Origin of the sequence: Halomonas sp. M1, from assembly GCF_029581375.1 — a bacterium.
Lineage (GTDB): Bacteria > Pseudomonadota > Gammaproteobacteria > Pseudomonadales > Halomonadaceae > Vreelandella.
In genome coordinates this window covers 2170590-2188880 of record NZ_CP121119.1, presented here as the reverse complement: position 1 = coordinate 2188880, position 18291 = coordinate 2170590, and the positions used below count along the sequence as shown (strand labels likewise).

The window sequence follows — 18291 nt, the reverse complement described above, 5'->3', positions numbered from 1 at the left end:
GGGTTACGCTCCCGGTCGCGGTTTGGCGACGCCGGGTACATTGGCGAGGCCTTCGGCACAGTCGGCACCGCGAGAGGTGAGGGTCACGATCCAGCCAGCGCGGGGCTGCTGGGCAATTACCAGGCCTTGTTCTTCCAGCCAGGCAATATCGCCATGTAGCTTGTCGCGGCTGATGTGGTGGGCGTAGGCACCTTTCAGCTCATCGTTCAGGCTGTATTCGTTGGTCGTGAACTGGCTGCGGCGCGACAGAATCCGCAGGATGCCTAGGCGGCGGCCTTCGGTTTCGAAGTCTTGAAAGCTCTGGTTCATGAGTGACCCCCTCGCGGCTGGTTCATCAGATAGTCATTCATGCGGTTGACCTGCACCGATGTCGCTTTCTGGCTGGCGTTAATTTCAGCTAATAGCACGTTGGTACGCGCCATTTGCTCTTGCAGCTTGTTCAGGTCTTCGTGATTCGGCAGGCGTTCCATCTTGTGCTCCAGGTTCACCACCTTTTTCTCCACGCCATCAATACGCGTATGGGTTTCCTTGATGGCGCTCTGGCTGGCGCGGTGCTTATTGAGCCAGTACACGTACGCGGCCATGACGCCCATAAAGAGGGCTTGCAGCACATCGAATAGCAGCTTGGCGGCTGCCCAGTTTATGAACTCCATGATGTTCCCTTATTGGTTGGTTAGCGGCCAACGCGCTTTACAACGGCATCCATAAAGCCGCTCGGCTGCTGGCCTGCGGCCACTTGTTTGTCGCGGCTTCGGCAGGTGGCGTTAACTCCCAGCATGGCTAAGGCAATGCCCCACATAGGTGTCAGTGCGGTCACCGCTTGTGCCACGACCCCCGCTTGCTCAGGCGTGGCCACAATCGACCAGGCAATGGCCACGCACTGGATGACCCAGGCAAGCGCAGTGAGATAGCCAAAGGTAGGCCGCCAACGGCGTACATAGGCGTCGTTGCTCGCCGCTTCGGCCCGCATGGTTTTGTTTACCTCGCCAAGGCGCACGCTTTCGGCTTCTAGCACCATGCGGGTGAGGGTTTGCTGGTGGTCGTTTTCGAGTTGCTGGAGCTTGATGGCGGCGTCTGGGTCGCCGAGCGCCTGGGCGACGGCGTCGGGGGTGGCGTTTACGCCTAAGGCTTTTGCAGCAAGGGTGCCCACCGCAGCCCCAGCAGGGCCGCCGAGGGCGCTGCCGATCAGCGGTGCCATACCGCCCACGGTGGTGGCTAGTTCTCGCCATTGCATGGTTCACTCGCCCCAGCGGGCAGGGCCGCTTGTGCGTGTGTCTACGTGGGTGAAGGTGTTGTAGCGGCCCACGCTGGCCGTGGGGTGCTGGGTTTCCACGTAGGTGGCTACCACGGCGGGGTCGATGCCTTGCACGCGGATATCGGCGGCGCGGCCAAACACATGCTGGCTGGCGGCGGCACCGCCTACCCGGCGGTTGTAGGCTGCACAACGGCACCCACTGTTGATGATGACGGGGGCATTGAAGTGAAGACGAATGTCTTGCAGCAGTGTCAGGGTTTCAAGGTCTACCGTATCGAACCCGCAGCCGCATTTGCAGGCGAATTCACGGCGTCGGAAATGGGTAGAGATGTCGTCACGGGGCATGGCGAGAGAGCCTCATTGCAGGTGAGCGGAGCACAGAGCAGTGAGGTTCAGGATAGGGTGGCGGGGTGAGGCGTCGGGATTAGCGGGAATTAAAGAAAACAACCCGCCGAGGCGGGTTTGTTGGGAGGGCGATTATGCTGCTACTACATCATCTCGGTAATGTAGTGGATGTTGGTCGTGAGGCGTTCTTCGTAGTACTCATGGCCGCCAATGCTTGGGGTACTGGCACCATCAAAGGCACCAACACCTTCGCTTTCCATCCTAGCTTGGAATGCTTCAGTAATGCCTTGGTATCGGTCAAGGTATTCAAAAAACTGTTCGCAGCGCTCACCCACACCACGCACCGTGATCTCGGCTTTGCAGCGTTGAGAGTGAGTGAAGGCTGCTTGTGTTGCTGCTGAATACTCACTGAACGTCACTGGCTTATCTTGTGCTGTTGCTAGCGTTGCCACTAACGCCAGTGCGACTCCTGCAAGTGCTTTCATGGTGTTTCCCTCGCTTAAAACAGCCCAGGCTGAATGCGGTTTCTGTGCAGTGCCCGCTGCTCGGCCAGGATCTTGTAGATCTGGATCACGTTCTTATCGTAGCGCCGTGCCAGCTCGGCGTGGTTGCTGCCGTTAAACTCGCACCATATTTGGTGGTCGCGCAGCGCTCGGTCGAGCTGGTCGCCTTTGGCTAAATAGAATACCTGCCCGCCGTGGTAATACGCCAGAATTCTTAGGGTGGAAAACGCCAGGCGTTGAGCGATGCGCGGGGCCAGACCTATCTCGACGTATTCCGCCTCGATCACTTGCAGCATGTCGACCAGCGACTGAGGCCAGTGGCGGGCCAGCTCCGGGTCCGGCAGGCGCTCCAGGGCATCTTTGGGGATCTCATCGAACCCAAAATCGAGGTTATCGTCATTTGAGGTCATTGGGGTACCGTCCTTGCCGCTTGGCATCGATGATGAGCCCGGTCATCAGGCGGTGCAGCTGGTCATCGTCCAACCAGTCCACGCGCTCAACGTCGAACATCCGCTTGGCCATGCTGTCGGCGTAGGCCCATGGGCGTTTTGCATGGGTGAGCATGGCTTCGATCTTGCTCATCACGTTCTGGCGTGAGCGCGGCGGACGCGGCGCGTTCCGGCCCGCTTTTTTGGCGGGTTTAGGTTCAAAACCGAGGCGGCGAAACTCGTGCATCACGCCGCCAACGGTGCGGTTGGTGAGTTCTTTGGCACTGCTCACGCCCGCCGTGCGGGCGAGGATAGCGCGATAGTCTTCATCGGTCAGGCCCAGCTGGGCCTTGGCGATGTGGATTTGGGCCAGCTTGCCTTTGCTGATCATGACGCTACCTCACCGATCTGGGCGTGGCGGCTACCGTTCACGCCTTGGTGGAAGCTGACTTTCTTGCCGTCCTGATAGCCCTGGTGAATGGCACTGTGGTCATGGCTGCGCATTCCCTTGGTGTTATCGCGAGCCTGAACAGTCTCCAATGGCTCTTCCCACCGTTTCGTCTTGTAGGCTTCAATGGTGTTTTCTTCGGCCTCGCTGCGCTTGTGTGGCACCACTTGGCGGGAAACCTCATCAACCCATGCGCTTGCGTATAGGTCGCCTCGGCGCACTTTTGTGGCTCGCTTTAGGCGCTTATTGAGGGTGGCCAAGAAGGCTGCTCGGTCGCGCTTGAGCTGTCGACCTAGCACCTCAAAGGCGTATCCAGCCACCTCGGCAGCTCCACCCACGCCATAAAACTCGACGCGCCCCGTCCAGCGCTCACCATCAAACAGCGGGCAGTAAACGACCTCAGCACCAAACGCCCCGGCGACCATGTTGGCCAGTAAGGCAACATGGTTGGGGGGCGTCTTTCCTGCGCCTGCTTTGGTGGTATGGCTCTCAACGTCACTGATCGCCACATCGTCGGTAGTAACGCCGTGAATGGCCATTAGCTTTTTCGCTTGGCGCAATGCGGCGGCGGCTTCATTGGCATTGCTCGACTTTGCTAGCCGCAAGCACTTCTTGATTTTGTCTAACGCTTTGCTGTCCATTTCTCTCCCCTTGGCTGCTCATCAGTGCCGGGCTACCACGCCCAGCAGACGCCCCGCCATTGGCAGGACGTTTCGCTTAGTGGAGGGTTGTTTGGGTGGCCGCGTGGGCGTCTTGCAGCTCCAGCGCTTTGGCGATGGCCAGCATTCCCAGCAGGGCTAAATCGCCGGCTTTTTTCATCTGTGGCGTCTCGGGTTTATCGCCATTGAATCCGGCGTATACCGTGAAACCGCCACTGCCATTAGGCTCAATCGTGATCATGGCTTGGGTGCTGGTTTTGGTTGGCTCGCTCATTGGGCACCTTCCTGCATGGCCTTGATGGATTCGGTGAGGGCGTTGGGCTGGCTGGCAGGCCGCACGCTGTTGGCGTTGACGTGGATCAACCGCCCATTACTGGCGCGGATGAACGCTACGTCGCCCTTGATGCTGACCAGCATTCCTTTACGCGCTGAGATGCTGATGCTGTTGCCCCGGCGCACCGTGCGGGTGTAGCTCACGCGGTCGCCGTGTTTGAGTGCGTGGTTCATGCGGCACCTCGGTTGGCGCGGTGGGTGATGTGGTAGCGGTACTGGATGCCCGCCATCGGGTCGGAGTCGCGCAGGTAGTCGCTCACCACGTTCACTTTTGGGCCGTACACCTGGCGCGCTACCGTCAGCGCTGCATCACGGTGAGTGGCTGCCGTGGCACGCTTGCCGCGCAGGGTCGCGACAAAGCCGCCGATGGCGGGGCTAACGCGGATGGAGGAGGCATTCAAAACGTTGCTCATGGGGTCACCTCGTCGGTCATGTTCTCAGCGGCCCAGCGCCATGCTGAGTGCTTCCACTTACGCGGTGGCGGGTTCTGCTTGAGCCACTGCTTGGCTTGCGCGGCACTGATGCCGCGCTCCTGGAGTTGGTAGAAGTAGGTGCATTTGCTGGGCATGGTTAAACCCCCGCGATATCTAGGCTGATGGGCTGGTATTGGTCGGTGCTACCGACGCGCTCATAGATGCGGATGTAGCTCTTGGAGCCTGTTACCTGCACGGCGTCACTGATGGCGTCCATGGCTTTCAGCCAGCGCTTGTCCTGAATGTTCAGGCGACGCAGGCCTAGCACTTGGCCGGTGCGGATGTTGCCTGCTGTGTCGACGCGGAAGGCGTCTTGCACGATGGTGGCCACCTCGGGGCGGGCGTCTGTCGTCCAGTCGCGCAGGCAGTCTTCAATCAAGCCCTTGGCAGCCTGTAAGCGCTCATCAAAGGTGATGGTCTCGGAGATGGCGCGCAGTACCTTGTAGCGACCACAGAAGGAAACGAGCTGCACGTTGCCTTTCTTGCCGCCGATCTGAACGTCGTACTCCTGGGCGGACGTTTCGATGAGCGCGGCGATCTCGCTAAACACATCGGCTTTGAAGTCGCGTAGCTGGTCGCGCAGCTCGGTGGCGCGGTCGACGATGGAGAGCACCAGTTCATCGCGGATCTGATCGATCTCTTTGATCTGGGCTTCGGGAATCAGGCGGCCCTTGGCGTCCATGCGGAAGCCTTCGGGTACTTGTTGAGTCTCAGGGGTGGCGATGCTCATGATCAGGCTCCTTTACGGGCAAAGTTGGCGCTGCGGTTACGGGGGTTGTGGCGGTGGTGGTGCATCGGCTCGACATAGGCACCGTTGCGTTGGCGTATGGCTTTGTTGTTGCCGATACCCAGCAGGAACTCCTCCCACACGGCGTATTCACCGGGCAGCTCGAACGGCTTTTCTTTGGGGGCTTCTGGCACCGCTGCTTGCTCGGCTAAGCCGGTGTCCCAGCGCTGCCAGATGCGCAGCACGGCCATTTGCTGCTTGGGCAGCAACGGCTCTGGCTCTAATGCCAGGCGCTCAAACTGCGTGGGGTTAATCAGGTACTGCGCGAGATCTACCCCATGGCGGGCGATGCGCAGGGCAATGAAGCGGTCGGCGTAATGCTCGATGTGGGCATCGCTGTACGTTCTCATGGCTGTTCTCCCTGGCTGGCTGCCCCTTTCAGTAGGTCGCTCAGGCGCTTTGGGGCGTTGGCTCTTTCAGCGGCTTTGTCGTGTTGTGGCGGGCGCTGGTGGGTAACGTGCGCTTTGCGTTGGGCTAACCGCTCATGCTCGGCAAGTACGTCATCGGTGGTGCGCTCGCGCAGGGGCGCAACGGCAGCGCGGTTTGCAGGCTGTTTGGCACCGCTACGAACTTGCTCCTCACGCTGTTTTTCCACCTCGGCGGCGTGGCGGTCGGCGCAGTTGGCCACCACTTCATAGAGGTAGCCGTGGCCGGTGAGCGGCAGGTTGCTGGGCGGGCGTTCAAGCAACTGGTCAAGCGCAGTCATCCACACCTTTAGCGGTGCTTCACGGGTAATGCCTTTACGCTCGATCACGCCGCTGGTGATGACGTCCTTCAGCTCGCCCAGCAGGCGGGCGCTTTTGGCGCTGGCCAATGCCCGTGATTTGGGCCGGAACAGGCCGAGGTAGCGCACGATGCGGCTGCTCAGTAATGCGGGCATTTCCAGCGCGGCGGCCAGCGCCTGGTTGTGTTCGCCTTGGGTGACGAACGCGGCCATGTCGCCGCTCATGCCGCATTCGGGGCAGGTGGCTTTGAGGGTCATTGGTCTTCTCCCTGCTGGCGGTCGGGGTTGTTCGGGCAGGTTTGGCAGCTGCGCCATAGGCGCATGGCCATGGGGTTGTGGGTGGGCGCTGGGCGCGAGCGGTACTCGCGGCACTGTTCCACGCTGATGGTGCGTTCCTGCGCGGGGCAGTTCAGGCCATCCAGCGCCTGTAGCACCTTCTTTTCGATGCTGCTGGTGGAGGGGCTGGGGTAGCGGTTGGCCAGTGCCAGGGATACCGCGCTGCGCGAGACGCCGATGCGATCACCGGCCATCTTGCGATTGGTGGCGCGCACTTCGTTGGCGAGCAGGGTGATCCAGCGGGGCGGCGCTTCGCCCCAGTTCGAGATATCCACGGCGCGGGTGCGGCGAATCATGGCTCGCCCCCTTCGGTTTTGGTGACGCGGCGGTACACCACGGCGCCAGTGTTGGGGTCGTAGAGTTCTTTGGTGCGCCGAATCATGGGGGCCATGGGGCCTGTCCAGTGGCTGGGCACCAGGCGGTAGCGCCCTGGCACGCCGGGGGAGGGTTCCACCACGGTTTGCAGGTATCCGGCCCGAGAGAGCATCTTGATGTACTCATCAGCGGTGGCTTTGGCGACCGGCACCTGTGGGGTGCTGGCGGCATCGGCCAGTTGCTGGCCAGTAAATACACCGATGATTTTGAGCGTGCGCCAGAGCTGCTCGCGCCCTGGGGGAGGCGGCAGGGTGCCATTACGGCGCACGCGCGGCGCTTCAACGCCCACATCGCGCTCCAGTCTGTAAATGGCGCTGGTGGCCAGTGGCGCATCGGGGTTGCTGCGCACCAAGAAGCCGCCTGCAATCAAGGCACGGAGATAGTCGCTGATGCGGCTCTCGCTCAAGCGTGGTTTCTGATGCTTGAGGGCAATGCGAATGCCCTGCATGGTGATGATGCCATCGTCTAAATGCTGGTGACGGATGGCGTCCCAAATTCGCTGGCGTGGGGGGACATCCCCAGCCAAGGCCGATTGCACTTTACGCGTCGCCATGGCTCAGCCCCTCCGCGCCGGTGGTTGGCCGGTGTGGATGTCTTGCTCGCTCCACTCGCGTAGGCCTACCGTTTTCCAGCCCTGGGCGGTGGCTTCGGAGTGGATCTGGTAGAGGTTCACCGCCACACGGCGCAGGCAGCCTTTAACACGGTTGTTGATGGCGTCCAGCAGGTCGTCTTCGATGGTGATATCGGGGTAGCTCTTGGCGGCCAGGGCACACACGTCGTCCAGGCTGGCGGCTTGGGCGGGCACCCATTCCAGGACGCGGTTATGCAGGCGTTCTAGGCGGGCCATGGAGGCAGGCACGCGCTCTTCACCGATCAGAATCAGTGTGCCTTGGCTGGCGTTATAGATGTCGGTGAGGACGTTGGCGGCGGCTTTGTCGATGACGTACTGAACGTCATCAATAATCAGCGGGCGGCCAGAGCGGGAGAGCTGCTCGGCGATCTGGTCGACCATTTCGCTCAGTGTCTTCATGGGGATGATGCCCATCTCGCGCAGGATGGCGACCACGAACGCTTTTTTCGTCCAGCTTTCGCGGCACTCGACGTAGTAAGCGCGGTGCATGTTGGCGGCATAGGCGGCTGCCAGGCTTTTGCCGTAGCCGCTGGGGCCGTACATGACCACTAAGCCGGGTAGTTCTGGTGGGCGGTTGGCGGCGCTTTCGACAGCGGCGGCCAGTAGGCCAACGTTGGTGAGTGGTACAATGGTGTTGACGCTCATATCAGTTCCTTAATTGCTGCGGGTGTCATGGGCCGTGGTTCAGACGGCCCGCCGGGTGCGGGTGGGTTGCCGCCCACCTGCATCCATTTCGGTATCCATCACTTTGGCGATGGCTTTTAAATCACTGTGGTGCTGGTAACGCTCGTGCCATTCGCGGGCGGCTTCGGGTACTTCTTCTCCTTGCTGTAGTTGTCCATCCAGCTTCTTCCAGAGCCGATAGCGCTCCATCTTGTTGTGGGGTATCTGAAAGCGTGTGCCTTGATCGGCCAGTTGCTTGGCGTAGGCGCGGCCTTGAGCGGCCTGCTTTTCGTCTGATTGGCGGGCGGCGGGGGTAATCGTTTTGATTTCCACATCGCCCCCAGTGACCACCTTGGCTTTCTGTACCAGGCGGTTGAGCTGGCCTTTTTCGCGTTTTTCGGCGGCGCGTTCGATCATGCTGGCGGGCATCGCGGGGGTGGCGTTGCCATCTAGCTGGGCATCGCCGAGGTATTCACCGTCCAGGGTGAAGATGCCGACGCAGCCGGTGTCGCGGTAATCCCAGGCCACGCGGATCTCGTCGCCGTGGAAGTCGCGCAGGGCATCCATGAAGTAGACGCCGCCGTTGATACGCACTTCGCCACGGTTGGTTTTGCGCACTTCTTGCGGGCGCATAAGCGAGGCGACCACATCACTGGGTGCGGTGAGCGCTTCGAAGCCTTCGGCCTCGGCACTTTTCCAGGCTTCCATGGGGCTTTGGTGGCGTAGCTTGCCGCTGTCTAAGTCGCGCACTTTGGGCAGCCCTTTGTGGGGCCGGTGGTTATAAACATCCAGGGCGTCGTTCAAGCGCTCGAAGAACTCTTGAAACGTGGGAATAAACGCGGGCTTTAACCCTTGTTTAATATCGCGGCGGCTTAACTTGTGGGCTTTGGTGGCGGCTTCTTTATCCATATCTGCGCCAATAAAGCTGGGCATCTCTTTAGCCAGTTTCACCAGGATGGTTTGGTGGGCGCGTTCAATGACGCCGCGTGCCTGGGAGTTGTAGGGCAGTGAGTGGGTAATGCTGCCACCCAGGCGGTCGACCACTTCGTAAACAGTGGCGTTGTCAAAGCCTGAACCGTTATCGACATAGAACAGGTTGAACATGCCCACACGGCTCACGGCATCGCGCAGGGCATCCAGCGTGGCCACGGTGGATTCGGCAAGGTTGAGGGCAAAGCCGACGATGCGGCGGGTGCCCCAATCGATGATAAGCGTGATCTCGGGCCGGAAGGCTTGGCCGGTGAGCGGGTTAATTACTTCGGCATCGAAGGTGTGGCCATCCGCTACCCATACATCGTTGGGCAGTAGCGCGTCGCTGGTGCGGCGCTTGAAGGGCTGGAGGGCTTTCAGCTCATGCGCACCCATGCGGCCACGCTCACGCGCTTCCGGTGACAGCTTGGCAAGCCAGCGGCGCACCTGGTGGATAGAAGGGTGCGGCGACTCGGTCTGCTCGACGAGCAACTGATAGGCCGCTTCTACGCTGGGCTTTTGCGGCTTCTGGTAGCGCTTGAGAAAGTCACCGGCCCACGGCGGCATGCTCATATCGGCCTTGCGGCGTTTGGGGACGAGGCCGCGTTCGCCGTACTTGCGGAAGTCAGCGATCCAGCGCTTGAGGGTACGCTCGCTGAGGGTGCGGGTATCCGTTTTACGGTCGTTGGCCAGCACTACCCGCTGTTTGAGGTAAGGCGTTAGATCGTCGGCTTGGGCGTGAGCGACTAACGTTTCGATAGCGCGCTGCTGGCTGACCTGTTTGCTCATGCGCTCGATCTCGCGGACGAAAGCCACGCGGGCGGTCATCACTTGGCGCTGTGCATCGGTGAGTTGCTGCTGGCCTGGGCGCTGCTCTTCTGGCGGCGGCACTACGGTGCTAGCAGGCGTGGGCGCGGCGTTATCCGCCTGTGCCAACAGCAGGGCGTTCTGGGTTTCTTTGGGGAGTACGGCGAAGGCGTATTCCACTGCCTTGCTGCCGATGCGGCGCTGACCTTCCCAGCCGTGGCGCTTGGCATGTTCGCGCACGTTGCGTTCAGTGCCGGGCATGCCTGGTAGCCCAGCCAACTCTTTGGCGGAGTACCAGTTCATACACGCCCCCGCTGGAATAGGCGGGCGTTGCACTCTGCGGTAGATTGAGAGGTGCGACCCAAACCCAAACCACCCTTAGAGGAACGCCCATGAAAGAAGAAACCCAGATTGAACTTGCCAAGCTCTCGATGCAGTTGACGGTTGCGTTGCTTCAAGACAGCAAAGGTAGCGCTCAGGCTTTTAGGATTGCTCGCGGCCTTACCAACTCGGCGGACCCGCTGGATATGTTCGATAAAATCCATGATCACTTAACCGCGAAAATATCGAAGGAGTAACGGAGAACGGTGGCGGTCGCTTGTGGGCCGCCTACCATTTGCATGGTTAGCAAAAGTGCTTCCAACACGACGAAATCATGGATCTCCTCTGGAAGCTCACCGCTTAGCACGGCAGCCTTAATGCCCCCCATTGCCGCCTCAGCAACTTGAACTCGTAGCTTGTGCTCTTCATCAATCACGGATTTTTTACCCTGCTCACGAACGGCCTGATCCCAGCGGCGCATCATGGCATCCAGGTCACTTTCGCTAAGCTCCGTTTCGCTGCCATCTTCATGGCGCAGAATGTGGCGGGCAGGCTTGTCGGAGTGCCACCAGGCAGTTGGGTTATCGTGTTGGCTCATTGCTCTTCTCCCATTAGCTTCTTCAGGCGACGTAGATCCGCATTCACACGCTCTTGCACACGCGAGAGCTTCCCGTACTCGGCTGCCAAAGCCTCACGCCCATACGCCACCCGGCCACCGCGCAAATGCACGAGCCAATCGGTAAAGGCGTGGCTTTGGCACACTTCTTCCAAAAGCGGTATGCGATAGAAAGGAATGTTGTGATCGGTGCGTGCGGGTGAACTCCAGGCATCCAGCATGTGTTTGGAGACGTCGTCACCGGAGTAGCGGCTCATCTGCGCGGCCACTTCATAGCGGTCAACGGGGCAGTCTTTCAGCACCACGCCCACCAGCTCACTCACTTGGGCGGCATAGTTGCCGCTGCCCGGTGTGGGCGTCACGGGGACAGGTACCTCAAAGATGTCTAGCGTTTGGGTGTCTTTGACGCGCTTCATGGTTACGCCCCCGCCGCCATTTGACGATGCGCTCTAACGTTAGAGCCGCTATCATGCATACTTGATATTGATGCGCTCTTTTCGGCGCGGTTGGGGCGCTGGCGGTTGGGCGTGCCATCGTGGTTCCAGCGCTCTGGCCAGATCATGGCGGGCTGCAGGTCGAGTGCCTTGGCAATCGCTCTTTCCATACGCGGATAGGGCGTGCGCTTCACAGCAGCAAGCGTGCCAAGCTCGACGTCCAGGCGGCGAGCCAGCTCAGCAAGCGTTAAACCGCGCATCCGTATCTGATATTTGATCCACTCCCAGCGGGCGGCTGGGTGGGTAGGTATGTCCAGTTTCATAGCGTCACTCCGTGGCGTTTTTTCTGGCTGTCTAACCCTCACTTGTTAGTAAACATAGCGTGAATAAAAACGCACATCAAGAGGAAATAATCGCATCCGATTGTATTTTCCTTGGGTGGTGCGTTTATTTTACAGCTTTTTAAGGAAAATCAATGTCTTACATAGAATCGGATGCTAACCACGAGAAACGCGAAGAGCATCCGATTCCCAGTCAAGGAATCGGATGCTTCAAGAAACGCCTTAAATCCGCGATGGGATCAAATAGTCTGCGAGGATTTTCTAAGGACTGCGGTCTCTCTGAAGCTACATTGCGTAGTTATCTGTCGGGGACGACTTACCCGACCCTGGATCGGCTAATGCAAATCGCCGAAGCCTCAAAGGTTGATGCCGAGTGGCTGGCTTTTGGCGAGGAGAAGAGTCCATCGCCTGAAGTACAGGGGATGGATGACTATGCGTTTGTGCCGCTATATGACGCGCAGTGCAGCGCTGGGGCGGGTGCCTGGAACGAGAACTGCCGTGTTCTGACACACATTTCCTTCACCCGCTATTCATTGCGAAAACAAGGGCTTACGCCAGAGCATCTATCCGCCATTCGCATTGATGGGGACTCGATGGAGCCGGTGCTCCACAGCGGCGATACGGTGCTGATCGATCACACCAGGACAACGATTGAGGGCGAGGGTATTTATATTCTGCGGCTGGATGGACATCTATACGCCAAGCGCCTACAGCGCAACTTTGATGGCGTGAGCGTAATCAGCGCCAATAGTGCCTACGATAAGGTGACGGTGCCGCGTGACCGCTTGCATGAACTGGAGATTGTAGGGCGCGCTGTTTGGTCTGCTGGGTGGTTGTAAGGCAGTGCCAATTCATGCGCAAAAAAACGCCGCTTCGGTTAGGAAACGGCGTTTTTGTATTTGTGGGGTATTTGGCACAAATGGTGCCTGATCTGCTGGCGCTGTATAATCACTCGCTGCACGTAACTATTTGAATTTAAGCTCCTAAATCTCGCCGTTTCATCCCAGGTTGTTGGATGTTATTGGATTACTTCCCACATGGGGCCGCTGTGCCATATATCCTGCTAACCCACAGGTCGGAGGGGGCTAGTCCCCCTCCGACCCGATATACATGATGTTGTCACCCGCATCGATGTAGTGCACGCCGCCCGTTGTAGCAGCTCCCGCTGGTGATGCCAGGTAGACAACCGTATTGCCAACATCTCGAATCGTGGCTAACCGACGAAGTGGAGCGCGATGTTCACTGGCATCGGCAAGGGTGTCGAAGTCTTTTAATCCAGAAGCTGCACGAGTACGGATAGGCCCTGGCGATACGGCATGCACGCGAAGGCCTTGAGGGCCTAGTTCGGCTGCCATATATCGTGTCATTGACTCTAAAGCTGCTTTCACCGGCCCCATCAGCGCGTAATTTTGCACAACGCGCTCAGCACCCAGATAAGACATGTTGATCAGCGTGCCGCCTTCAGACATAAGCGGCTCCGCCAAACGCGCCATGCGTAAAAACGAGTGGCATGAAATATCCATCGCTAATAAAAAACCTTGCCGTGAAGCATCAACAAGACGTCCACGCAGGTCCTCAATGGGGGCGTAGGCAATAGAGTGAACCACCACATCTACGCCGCCGTACCGGTCAGCAATATGCGTAAACAGGCGAGTGAGCTGAGCGTCATCCTGTACGTCACAGGGCATTAGCTCAGCGTTGCCCAGCTCGTCTGCCAATGGAAGGACAAAGCGCTCAGCGCCGGGCATATAGGTGACGATGACCCGTGCGCCTGCCTGGTTAAGTGCTTGCGCACAGCCAAAGGCAATGCTGTCGCGGTTGGCAAGTCCTGATACCAAAGCGACCTTGTTGTGTAGGGAGAAAGGAGAATCGAGCATCATCAGATATAGGCCTTGATCTGCGCTGCATAGCAGCAAACTAAACATTGAATGTAGCGATATGGTGACAGAAGCGCGAGCCAGCAGGAAATGTGTGGTTTAGAGAATGTGGTAACGCTGTTGAACAAAACCTTGCCGTATCGCCGGGTTTTTGTCGCGGAGACCACCAACGGCTGACCTATCTAGCTGATAAGCAAGCCCATCAGGTCAGTCGGTCAATCTCGCGCTCGACCATCATTGCCAAGCGATCGCGGTTGAAAGCCAATTAGAGGTTTCTTAAAACGCTGGTGGCCTGAAGTGGGGGAAAAGCGTACATCGAGGTACGATGCCGTATGCCTAGTGGAGTGGGTGGACAGGGACTAGCTCCCCTCCGACCCGATCTAAATAGAATCAATATATGGAGTTAACATGCCAACAGTGTTGCAGGTTTATTTTCCCTTTAATGGGCCGTTCGGGGATGAAATGGAAAAAATGATGGCAACCCTTGCACACTCTATCAACGAAGAGCCGGGGTTAATTTGGAAAATTTGGACTGAAGATGAGGAAAGTAACCAAGCAGGAGGCGTGTATCTGTTTCAAACCCGCGAAAATGCCATCGCATATCGTGAAAAGCATACTGCTCGCTTAAAAGATATGGGGGTCAGTGAGATCGAAGCACAAATATTCACCGTTAACCAAGCGCTATCGAGCATCAACAGCGGCCCCCTCCGCTAAGCAAATCTAGACGATCACTAAACAGCTGAGGAAGCGTGTGTGATGGTGGTGAGACTACTTTTTAAGCTCTTATACAGAGCGAGATCAACACAGGAATGTACATGAATCACTTGCATGCTGAGAATGCTGGTCGCAGCGCCAGCGAAGACATTCACACTGCTCGCGCAGCGCACAAGGATAATGTCGCCCCGCTTCAGCCGCCTGTCGATCAGGCTGAGTATCCCGCTGCCTCTTTGGAGGAAGTTATCCCTCGGGTGGACGATATCCTAGAGGCCGCGAAATTACTGGCTTCAGCGGCAAAGAAGCTGGAGAAAAACCGTCAGGAGGAAGAGGAAGCCGAAAAAAGCGCAAGAGCGCTTCAAAAAGAAGCAAGTGAGGCTTTCGATGCTCGGCTGGCAAAGCGTGAAACACCGGAGGCACGCTCCTTCGAAGACGTGCAGAAGGATTTGCTAAAAGCACTCAAGCGACTCGATAAGGCCGTAGAGAGCGCCAGCGATGAAACAGAAAAGTCACAGGACGCTTATAGGGAACTACTCAGTATCATCACTCCATCCTACTGAGTGTTAAACGGCATCGGAGTGAAGCATGCAAAACAGTGTCTCAAGTAACGGTGTGATTAGCCTGCCCCAGGCATTGGCAAACTACAAAAGCATCCTGTCAGCCGCCCAAAGGCTTTCATCGTCAGTTAAAAAGGTGGAGCGTAAGCGCGCAGAAGAGGCCAGGGCCAGGGAGCTGGCGAGTCGCCTTCGCGATGAATCGAAAGCCGCTTACAAGGCCTTAGCGGACGGCGATTTTTCGGGTCAGCTGCGAATCGAAAAGACCATCCAGAGGGATCTTAATAAGGCCAACAATGATGTCGATCGTGCGATTGACGGTGCCCATAAAGAAATAGAAAAATCAGAACAAGCCTACGCGGATCTATTGTCGGTTATCAGGGGAGGGTGATGATTTAATCCATTAGCAAGCAAGAGCTCCGCTAGGCATTGCCGCAGTAGTGAAAGATTGACCGTTTACCACACCTTGTTTAAAGCATCGCCCACATGTGGGCGATGCTGAATTGTTTTCGCTCTCAATCCGGGGATGTCGGCATCGTTGAGATTGATCCAGCCCTTCGCACGCTGCAGTACCAGGGTGCGTAGCTGGCTGACCAGCGAATGGCGGACGCGCAGCGGGTTGCGTTGGTCGATTAGGTTGAGGAGGGTCTCTCGGCCTTCAATGCAATGGGCGTCAAGATCACTCTACCCTTTTGCCACGGACTCGCCGCAGAGGTTGCGGGGAGAATGGGCTATTCCGTCGCAGGAATGAACGCTTTACGTCAGGCTTTCGCAATAGTTCGGACGAGTGGCGAGCGCTGGTACCTCCCCGAGCTTCATCGCCTGCGAGCCAGTCTGGCTTAAAAGACAGGCCGCTCCGATATCGTCCTCCGCGCACACGCTAATGCAAAAATTTTGGCGCGGGTACAGGGAAGGATTGAACTGGCCACGTGAGAACCTGATAAGCCGTACCGACGGCATATCTCCTTGTTAGGCAGTTGCGCTTCGGTTTCGATCAAGAAGCCAGTGATCTGTTATTTACTAAAACGCCTCTCTATGCACGATCTTCATACCCATAGGATCGGATAAATGACTATGGGTGTGAAATCGATCAAGATGAAGCCGTGATGGCAGGGTAGTCTAAGCGTGCGGCCGTGATAGGCATGATCAACCAGAATAGCCTGAGACTGATATACAAACGGTGACAACGCGCTTCGAGATTAAGATCAGGCAGTGCGTTTTTATCGCTTGATAGCTGCATGGAGCAATAAATATGCCCTGCTATATATGGCCCCGGCTCAGGTACAGGAAAGGCAGCATTTGGAGACAAGCTTAAGATGCGGCTATTGAGATTTTGTTAACCGGCCGGCCCTCTTGGCCAGTTCTTTCGTTGCGCTTAAGCAAGGGACTATAAATAAGTAGCAGCGTGCTACAGCGTCTCCACCTCAAACGCTACGATCTGCCGCTGAACACTTGAGAACTCCACGCCCACCAAATGAATGGGCTTGCCGCTGGCACGGTGTTTATCGGCGTAACCCTTGGCTTTGATTTGCTCTAGCGCTTTACCCTCGGGCAGCTGTTCCACCACTTTGAACTCAAAGAGGTAGATGTGGCCGTTAAAATCGACGCTCATATCCACTTTGCCGTGGTGGCTGGCGTCTTCTACTGTCACATTCATACCCAGTGCGGCGAAGTGGCTGTAAAAGACGCTCGCATAATGGCCTTCATATTGGGCGATAGGGTTGTTGCGGTACCAGTCGTGGGGTAAACCGGCATAAAGCGCTTTAAGGTGGTTTTCTAATCCCGCTAGATCATGTTCCAGCAGCACGTTAAACAGTGCTAGTTGATAGATCTGGGCTTCGCTGTGCTGGATGCCCAACACAGGCAGTAGAAATTCGTTTAGGCTACTTTCTACTTCTCGGTTGGGAAAACTGAGCGAGTAAATCCGATAGCCGATCATGGGCTCTTGTACGTCTTTGATGGTGATATAACCCGTCTGGAACAGCAGTGCTTCGGTGGCGATGTCATCCACATCGAAGCGTCCTAATAGCTGCGCTTTGGCTTGAAGCGTGTCGAGTTGCGGCGTAAATACCCCGCGTTTCTTCAACAGGTCAATTAAAAATGTAGGGGTGGCGCTTTCAAACCAGTAAGGGCTGAATGTCCGCTCTTCTAGCAATAACAACACATCGAACGGATTATAAACGCTGGGAACGTCTTGCCCACCCCAGCGGTAGCCGTTGTACCAGCGACGGATTTCGTCACGGTCAAGCCCAGGTAGCTCTGGCGCAAACACCGTATCCACATCGTGGTCGGTGTAGCCGCAAATGGCGGCATAGTCGGAAGAGAGGGTGATGTCGCGCAGGTTGTTTAGCCCTGAAAACAGGCTGACTTTGCTGAACTTGGACACGCCGGTGAGCAGCACAAAGTGCAGGTGGGGGTCAGCATCTTTCAGCACGCTATACAGGTTTTTTAGCCCCTCACGCAGTTCACGTGCCCTATCGCCATCGAGAATATTGTCCAGGATAGGTTTATCGTACTCGTCGATCAGTACCACGACGCGCTGGCCGTAGTGTGAGTGTGCTTGGCGAATAAGCTGCTCAAACTCGCCGGCAATATCAGTATCGTAGGTGAGCGTTAGCCCCAGGCGCTCGCGCTCGGTGCGCAACTGGTCGCGGATACGCACATCCAGCTCTTGGCGATTCTGCATCACACCGCTGCCAAAGCTTAAGCGCACCACTGGGTGGCGCTGCTGCCAGTCCCACTTATCGTGAATATATAGCCCTTCAAATAGTGATTCGCGGCCCTCAAACAGGCAGCCCAGGGTATCCAATAGCAGGCTTTTGCCAAAACGGCGCGGGCGGGAGAGAAAATAGTACTTATTTTGGTTCGCCAGCTTTTCAATAAACGGCGTTTTATCGACGTAGTAATAGCCGCCTTCTCGAATATCCGAAAAGGTTTGAATACCGATAGGCAACTTACGACGATGGGCAGATGGCATGCTGGCCTCCAAGGCTGAACCGATCAATCACTGGGCAGTTTAGCATGTTGGCGATCAGGGTAGGTTGCGCGTATGATGCCGAGTTTTTTGCATCGGCACGGCTCGCATTTTACGCGTGCCAAATGATTAAAGAGAGCACATGTTTCGCGTTGGCCAAAGGTCAAATTTGGTAAAAACCAGGACGTGCAAAGGTCACGGTACGTGCCAATACTGTGACCATAAAAGCCACATAGTGGCGTTAATTGGTGTGATGGCGAAGAAATATTTCCCGTTGTATTTTTGTTTAAGCTTTTTTTTTTAATGATATTTATTTGGCTTATTGCAATGAAGGGAAAGTAAAAGCACGCTACTAAAACCGGCCTCCGAAGCCGAAGGTCGTAGGTTCAATTCCTACCGGGCGCGCCAAAATTAACGAAAAGGGCCTGCGAGAAATCGCAGGCCCTTTTTTTTATGCCGGTATTGGCTGCTATCGGCCAAAAGTGAACGATGAGACATACTGTTAGGCCATTTAGGAGGAAACTTTGGAGTCGGGACTTCTACTTTTCACGGTTGGTGCATTTATTTGTGGCGGCTTAGCGGTGTTTTCAAGCCGTTGGGGCCCTTGGGGTGTAATGTTGGCTGGAGTCAGCATACTTATTCTCGGTGGTCTTTGGGGGCTAGATATTGTCAGTATTGGTGAGGCTACAAACCAGGAATATTTCATCGGCTTTGGTCGGATATT

Annotated in this window: 29 protein-coding genes and 1 other RNA gene; 5 read left to right on the top strand and 25 right to left on the bottom strand. The window is 57.0% G+C overall.

Annotated elements, in window-relative coordinates; genetic code table 11:
• Positions 1–3: 3 nt before the first annotated feature.
• The 20 genes from P8S54_RS10000 to P8S54_RS09905 form a co-directional block, all read right to left on the bottom strand.
• Complete coding sequence (locus tag P8S54_RS10000) at positions 4–309, bottom strand: hypothetical protein (protein WP_189463215.1); 306 nt, start codon at positions 307–309, stop codon at positions 4–6.
• The gene (locus P8S54_RS09995) at positions 306–653 is read right to left on the bottom strand and encodes a DUF2730 family protein (RefSeq protein ID WP_189463216.1); all 348 of its coding nucleotides are present in this window, start codon (positions 651–653) and stop codon (positions 306–308) included. The genes P8S54_RS10000 and P8S54_RS09995 overlap by 4 nt, the downstream gene beginning before the upstream one ends.
• 20 nt (positions 654–673) lie before the next feature.
• A complete protein-coding gene (locus tag P8S54_RS09990; protein WP_281441630.1) occupies positions 674–1234 on the bottom strand; it encodes a 3TM-type holin in 561 nt (186 codons plus the stop codon).
• A 3-nt stretch (positions 1235–1237) separates the two neighbouring features.
• Positions 1238–1600 (bottom strand): D-Ala-D-Ala carboxypeptidase family metallohydrolase, encoded by a 363-nt coding sequence (locus P8S54_RS09985; RefSeq protein WP_281441629.1) that lies wholly within the window; start codon positions 1598–1600, stop codon positions 1238–1240.
• Positions 1601–1743: 143 nt separating this feature from the next.
• The gene (locus P8S54_RS09980; protein ID WP_281441628.1) at positions 1744–2085 is read right to left on the bottom strand and encodes a hypothetical protein; all 342 of its coding nucleotides are present in this window, start codon (positions 2083–2085) and stop codon (positions 1744–1746) included.
• 14 nt (positions 2086–2099) lie between these two features.
• On the bottom strand, positions 2100–2513 hold the full coding sequence (locus tag P8S54_RS09975) for a Mor transcription activator family protein (protein ID WP_281441627.1): 414 nt from the start codon (positions 2511–2513) through the stop codon (positions 2100–2102).
• Positions 2500–2922 (bottom strand): regulatory protein GemA, encoded by a 423-nt coding sequence (locus P8S54_RS09970; RefSeq protein WP_281441626.1) that lies wholly within the window; start codon positions 2920–2922, stop codon positions 2500–2502. The genes P8S54_RS09975 and P8S54_RS09970 overlap by 14 nt, the downstream gene beginning before the upstream one ends.
• Positions 2919–3620 (bottom strand): DUF2786 domain-containing protein, encoded by a 702-nt coding sequence (locus P8S54_RS09965; RefSeq protein ID WP_281441625.1) that lies wholly within the window; start codon positions 3618–3620, stop codon positions 2919–2921. Before P8S54_RS09965 ends, P8S54_RS09970 begins: the two co-directional genes overlap by 4 nt.
• 8 nt (positions 3621–3628) lie before the next feature.
• Positions 3629–3698: hammerhead ribozyme type II (locus P8S54_RS09960), an RNA gene on the bottom strand.
• Positions 3697–3912: a hypothetical protein gene (locus tag P8S54_RS09955; protein WP_281441624.1), complete on the bottom strand. Its 216-nt coding sequence runs from the start codon at positions 3910–3912 to the stop codon at positions 3697–3699. The genes P8S54_RS09960 and P8S54_RS09955 overlap by 2 nt, the downstream gene beginning before the upstream one ends.
• Positions 3909–4145, bottom strand: coding sequence for a hypothetical protein (locus P8S54_RS09950; RefSeq protein WP_189463239.1), 237 nt, complete (start codon positions 4143–4145; stop codon positions 3909–3911). Before P8S54_RS09950 ends, P8S54_RS09955 begins: the two co-directional genes overlap by 4 nt.
• The gene (locus P8S54_RS09945; RefSeq protein ID WP_281441623.1) at positions 4142–4384 is read right to left on the bottom strand and encodes a hypothetical protein; all 243 of its coding nucleotides are present in this window, start codon (positions 4382–4384) and stop codon (positions 4142–4144) included. The genes P8S54_RS09950 and P8S54_RS09945 overlap by 4 nt, the downstream gene beginning before the upstream one ends.
• Complete coding sequence (locus P8S54_RS09940; protein WP_281441622.1) at positions 4381–4539, bottom strand: hypothetical protein; 159 nt, start codon at positions 4537–4539, stop codon at positions 4381–4383. The genes P8S54_RS09945 and P8S54_RS09940 overlap by 4 nt, the downstream gene beginning before the upstream one ends.
• A gap of 2 nt (positions 4540–4541) precedes the next feature.
• Entirely contained in the window at positions 4542–5174 is a 633-nt protein-coding gene (locus tag P8S54_RS09935) for a DUF3164 family protein (protein ID WP_281441621.1), read from the bottom strand.
• A gap of 2 nt (positions 5175–5176) precedes the next feature.
• A complete protein-coding gene (locus P8S54_RS09930) occupies positions 5177–5581 on the bottom strand; it encodes a hypothetical protein (RefSeq protein ID WP_281441620.1) in 405 nt (134 codons plus the stop codon).
• Positions 5578–6213 carry a hypothetical protein gene (locus P8S54_RS09925; RefSeq protein ID WP_281441619.1) on the bottom strand — a complete coding sequence of 212 codons (636 nt, stop codon included), beginning with the start codon at positions 6211–6213 and terminating at the stop codon, positions 5578–5580. The genes P8S54_RS09930 and P8S54_RS09925 overlap by 4 nt, the downstream gene beginning before the upstream one ends.
• Entirely contained in the window at positions 6210–6566 is a 357-nt protein-coding gene (locus tag P8S54_RS09920) for a hypothetical protein (protein ID WP_281441618.1), read from the bottom strand. Before P8S54_RS09920 ends, P8S54_RS09925 begins: the two co-directional genes overlap by 4 nt.
• A 17-nt stretch (positions 6567–6583) precedes the next feature.
• The gene (locus P8S54_RS09915) at positions 6584–7219 is read right to left on the bottom strand and encodes a hypothetical protein (RefSeq protein ID WP_281441617.1); all 636 of its coding nucleotides are present in this window, start codon (positions 7217–7219) and stop codon (positions 6584–6586) included.
• Between the two features lie 3 nt (positions 7220–7222).
• Positions 7223–7942 (bottom strand): ATP-binding protein, encoded by a 720-nt coding sequence (locus P8S54_RS09910; protein WP_281441616.1) that lies wholly within the window; start codon positions 7940–7942, stop codon positions 7223–7225.
• Between the two features lie 39 nt (positions 7943–7981).
• Positions 7982–10039 carry a DNA-binding protein gene (locus tag P8S54_RS09905; RefSeq protein ID WP_281441615.1) on the bottom strand — a complete coding sequence of 686 codons (2058 nt, stop codon included), beginning with the start codon at positions 10037–10039 and terminating at the stop codon, positions 7982–7984.
• Between the two features lie 89 nt (positions 10040–10128).
• Between P8S54_RS09905 and P8S54_RS09900 the strand changes: the two genes are divergently transcribed.
• Positions 10129–10314, top strand: coding sequence for a hypothetical protein (locus tag P8S54_RS09900; RefSeq protein ID WP_281441614.1), 186 nt, complete (start codon positions 10129–10131; stop codon positions 10312–10314).
• Here P8S54_RS09900 and P8S54_RS09895 read toward each other — a convergent pair.
• The 3 genes from P8S54_RS09895 to P8S54_RS09885 are packed head-to-tail and all read right to left on the bottom strand — an operon-like array spanning position 10284 to position 11430.
• Positions 10284–10655 carry a hypothetical protein gene (locus tag P8S54_RS09895; RefSeq protein WP_281441613.1) on the bottom strand — a complete coding sequence of 124 codons (372 nt, stop codon included), beginning with the start codon at positions 10653–10655 and terminating at the stop codon, positions 10284–10286. The genes P8S54_RS09900 and P8S54_RS09895 overlap by 31 nt on opposite strands.
• Complete coding sequence (locus P8S54_RS09890; RefSeq protein WP_281441612.1) at positions 10652–11089, bottom strand: hypothetical protein; 438 nt, start codon at positions 11087–11089, stop codon at positions 10652–10654. Before P8S54_RS09890 ends, P8S54_RS09895 begins: the two co-directional genes overlap by 4 nt.
• Before the next feature lie 2 nt (positions 11090–11091).
• The gene (locus tag P8S54_RS09885) at positions 11092–11430 is read right to left on the bottom strand and encodes a helix-turn-helix domain-containing protein (protein WP_281441611.1); all 339 of its coding nucleotides are present in this window, start codon (positions 11428–11430) and stop codon (positions 11092–11094) included.
• 152 nt (positions 11431–11582) lie between these two features.
• On the opposite strand from P8S54_RS09885, the gene P8S54_RS09880 reads away from it, so the two are divergent.
• Positions 11583–12287, top strand: coding sequence for a helix-turn-helix transcriptional regulator (locus P8S54_RS09880; protein WP_281441610.1), 705 nt, complete (start codon positions 11583–11585; stop codon positions 12285–12287).
• Positions 12288–12533: 246 nt separating this feature from the next.
• Here the strand turns inward: P8S54_RS09880 and fabI are convergent, their stop codons facing one another.
• Complete coding sequence (gene fabI, locus P8S54_RS09875; protein ID WP_281441609.1) at positions 12534–13328, bottom strand: enoyl-ACP reductase FabI; 795 nt, start codon at positions 13326–13328, stop codon at positions 12534–12536.
• A gap of 405 nt (positions 13329–13733) precedes the next feature.
• On the opposite strand from fabI, the gene P8S54_RS09870 reads away from it, so the two are divergent.
• The 3 genes from P8S54_RS09870 (at position 13734) to P8S54_RS09860 (ending at position 14984) form a co-directional block, all read left to right on the top strand.
• The gene (locus P8S54_RS09870) at positions 13734–14039 is read left to right on the top strand and encodes a monooxygenase (protein WP_281441608.1); all 306 of its coding nucleotides are present in this window, start codon (positions 13734–13736) and stop codon (positions 14037–14039) included.
• A 101-nt stretch (positions 14040–14140) separates the two neighbouring features.
• Positions 14141–14599, top strand: coding sequence for a hypothetical protein (locus tag P8S54_RS09865; protein WP_281441607.1), 459 nt, complete (start codon positions 14141–14143; stop codon positions 14597–14599).
• Positions 14600–14624: 25 nt separating this feature from the next.
• On the top strand, positions 14625–14984 hold the full coding sequence (locus tag P8S54_RS09860; RefSeq protein ID WP_009098475.1) for a hypothetical protein: 360 nt from the start codon (positions 14625–14627) through the stop codon (positions 14982–14984).
• A gap of 1017 nt (positions 14985–16001) precedes the next feature.
• Here P8S54_RS09860 and P8S54_RS09855 read toward each other — a convergent pair.
• Positions 16002–17570 (bottom strand): ATP-binding protein, encoded by a 1569-nt coding sequence (locus P8S54_RS09855; protein WP_281441606.1) that lies wholly within the window; start codon positions 17568–17570, stop codon positions 16002–16004.
• Positions 17571–18291 lie beyond the last annotated feature (721 nt).

Bases quoted from the DNA above. Each gene is read 5' to 3' on its own strand.
- P8S54_RS10000 (WP_189463215.1), bottom strand. From the start codon at position 309: ATGAACCAGAGCTTTCAAGACTTCGAAACCGAAGGCCGCCGCCTAGGC.
- P8S54_RS09995 (WP_189463216.1), bottom strand. From the start codon at position 653: ATGGAGTTCATAAACTGGGCAGCCGCCAAGCTGCTATTCGATGTGCTG.
- P8S54_RS09990 (WP_281441630.1), bottom strand. From the start codon at position 1,234: ATGCAATGGCGAGAACTAGCCACCACCGTGGGCGGTATGGCACCGCTG.
- P8S54_RS09985 (WP_281441629.1), bottom strand. From the start codon at position 1,600: ATGCCCCGTGACGACATCTCTACCCATTTCCGACGCCGTGAATTCGCC.
- P8S54_RS09980 (WP_281441628.1), bottom strand. From the start codon at position 2,085: ATGAAAGCACTTGCAGGAGTCGCACTGGCGTTAGTGGCAACGCTAGCA.
- P8S54_RS09975 (WP_281441627.1), bottom strand. From the start codon at position 2,513: ATGACCTCAAATGACGATAACCTCGATTTTGGGTTCGATGAGATCCCC.
- P8S54_RS09970 (WP_281441626.1), bottom strand. From the start codon at position 2,922: ATGATCAGCAAAGGCAAGCTGGCCCAAATCCACATCGCCAAGGCCCAG.
- P8S54_RS09965 (WP_281441625.1), bottom strand. From the start codon at position 3,620: ATGGACAGCAAAGCGTTAGACAAAATCAAGAAGTGCTTGCGGCTAGCA.
- P8S54_RS09955 (WP_281441624.1), bottom strand. From the start codon at position 3,912: ATGAGCGAGCCAACCAAAACCAGCACCCAAGCCATGATCACGATTGAG.
- P8S54_RS09950 (WP_189463239.1), bottom strand. From the start codon at position 4,145: ATGAACCACGCACTCAAACACGGCGACCGCGTGAGCTACACCCGCACG.
- P8S54_RS09945 (WP_281441623.1), bottom strand. From the start codon at position 4,384: ATGAGCAACGTTTTGAATGCCTCCTCCATCCGCGTTAGCCCCGCCATC.
- P8S54_RS09940 (WP_281441622.1), bottom strand. From the start codon at position 4,539: ATGCCCAGCAAATGCACCTACTTCTACCAACTCCAGGAGCGCGGCATC.
- P8S54_RS09935 (WP_281441621.1), bottom strand. From the start codon at position 5,174: ATGAGCATCGCCACCCCTGAGACTCAACAAGTACCCGAAGGCTTCCGC.
- P8S54_RS09930 (WP_281441620.1), bottom strand. From the start codon at position 5,581: ATGAGAACGTACAGCGATGCCCACATCGAGCATTACGCCGACCGCTTC.
- P8S54_RS09925 (WP_281441619.1), bottom strand. From the start codon at position 6,213: ATGACCCTCAAAGCCACCTGCCCCGAATGCGGCATGAGCGGCGACATG.
- P8S54_RS09915 (WP_281441617.1), bottom strand. From the start codon at position 7,219: ATGGCGACGCGTAAAGTGCAATCGGCCTTGGCTGGGGATGTCCCCCCA.
- P8S54_RS09910 (WP_281441616.1), bottom strand. From the start codon at position 7,942: ATGAGCGTCAACACCATTGTACCACTCACCAACGTTGGCCTACTGGCC.
- P8S54_RS09905 (WP_281441615.1), bottom strand. From the start codon at position 10,039: ATGAACTGGTACTCCGCCAAAGAGTTGGCTGGGCTACCAGGCATGCCC.
- P8S54_RS09900 (WP_281441614.1), top strand. From the start codon at position 10,129: ATGAAAGAAGAAACCCAGATTGAACTTGCCAAGCTCTCGATGCAGTTG.
- P8S54_RS09895 (WP_281441613.1), bottom strand. From the start codon at position 10,655: ATGAGCCAACACGATAACCCAACTGCCTGGTGGCACTCCGACAAGCCT.
- P8S54_RS09890 (WP_281441612.1), bottom strand. From the start codon at position 11,089: ATGAAGCGCGTCAAAGACACCCAAACGCTAGACATCTTTGAGGTACCT.
- P8S54_RS09885 (WP_281441611.1), bottom strand. From the start codon at position 11,430: ATGAAACTGGACATACCTACCCACCCAGCCGCCCGCTGGGAGTGGATC.
- P8S54_RS09880 (WP_281441610.1), top strand. From the start codon at position 11,583: ATGTCTTACATAGAATCGGATGCTAACCACGAGAAACGCGAAGAGCAT.
- fabI (WP_281441609.1), bottom strand. From the start codon at position 13,328: ATGATGCTCGATTCTCCTTTCTCCCTACACAACAAGGTCGCTTTGGTA.
- P8S54_RS09870 (WP_281441608.1), top strand. From the start codon at position 13,734: ATGCCAACAGTGTTGCAGGTTTATTTTCCCTTTAATGGGCCGTTCGGG.
- P8S54_RS09865 (WP_281441607.1), top strand. From the start codon at position 14,141: ATGAATCACTTGCATGCTGAGAATGCTGGTCGCAGCGCCAGCGAAGAC.
- P8S54_RS09860 (WP_009098475.1), top strand. From the start codon at position 14,625: ATGCAAAACAGTGTCTCAAGTAACGGTGTGATTAGCCTGCCCCAGGCA.
- P8S54_RS09855 (WP_281441606.1), bottom strand. From the start codon at position 17,570: ATGCCATCTGCCCATCGTCGTAAGTTGCCTATCGGTATTCAAACCTTT.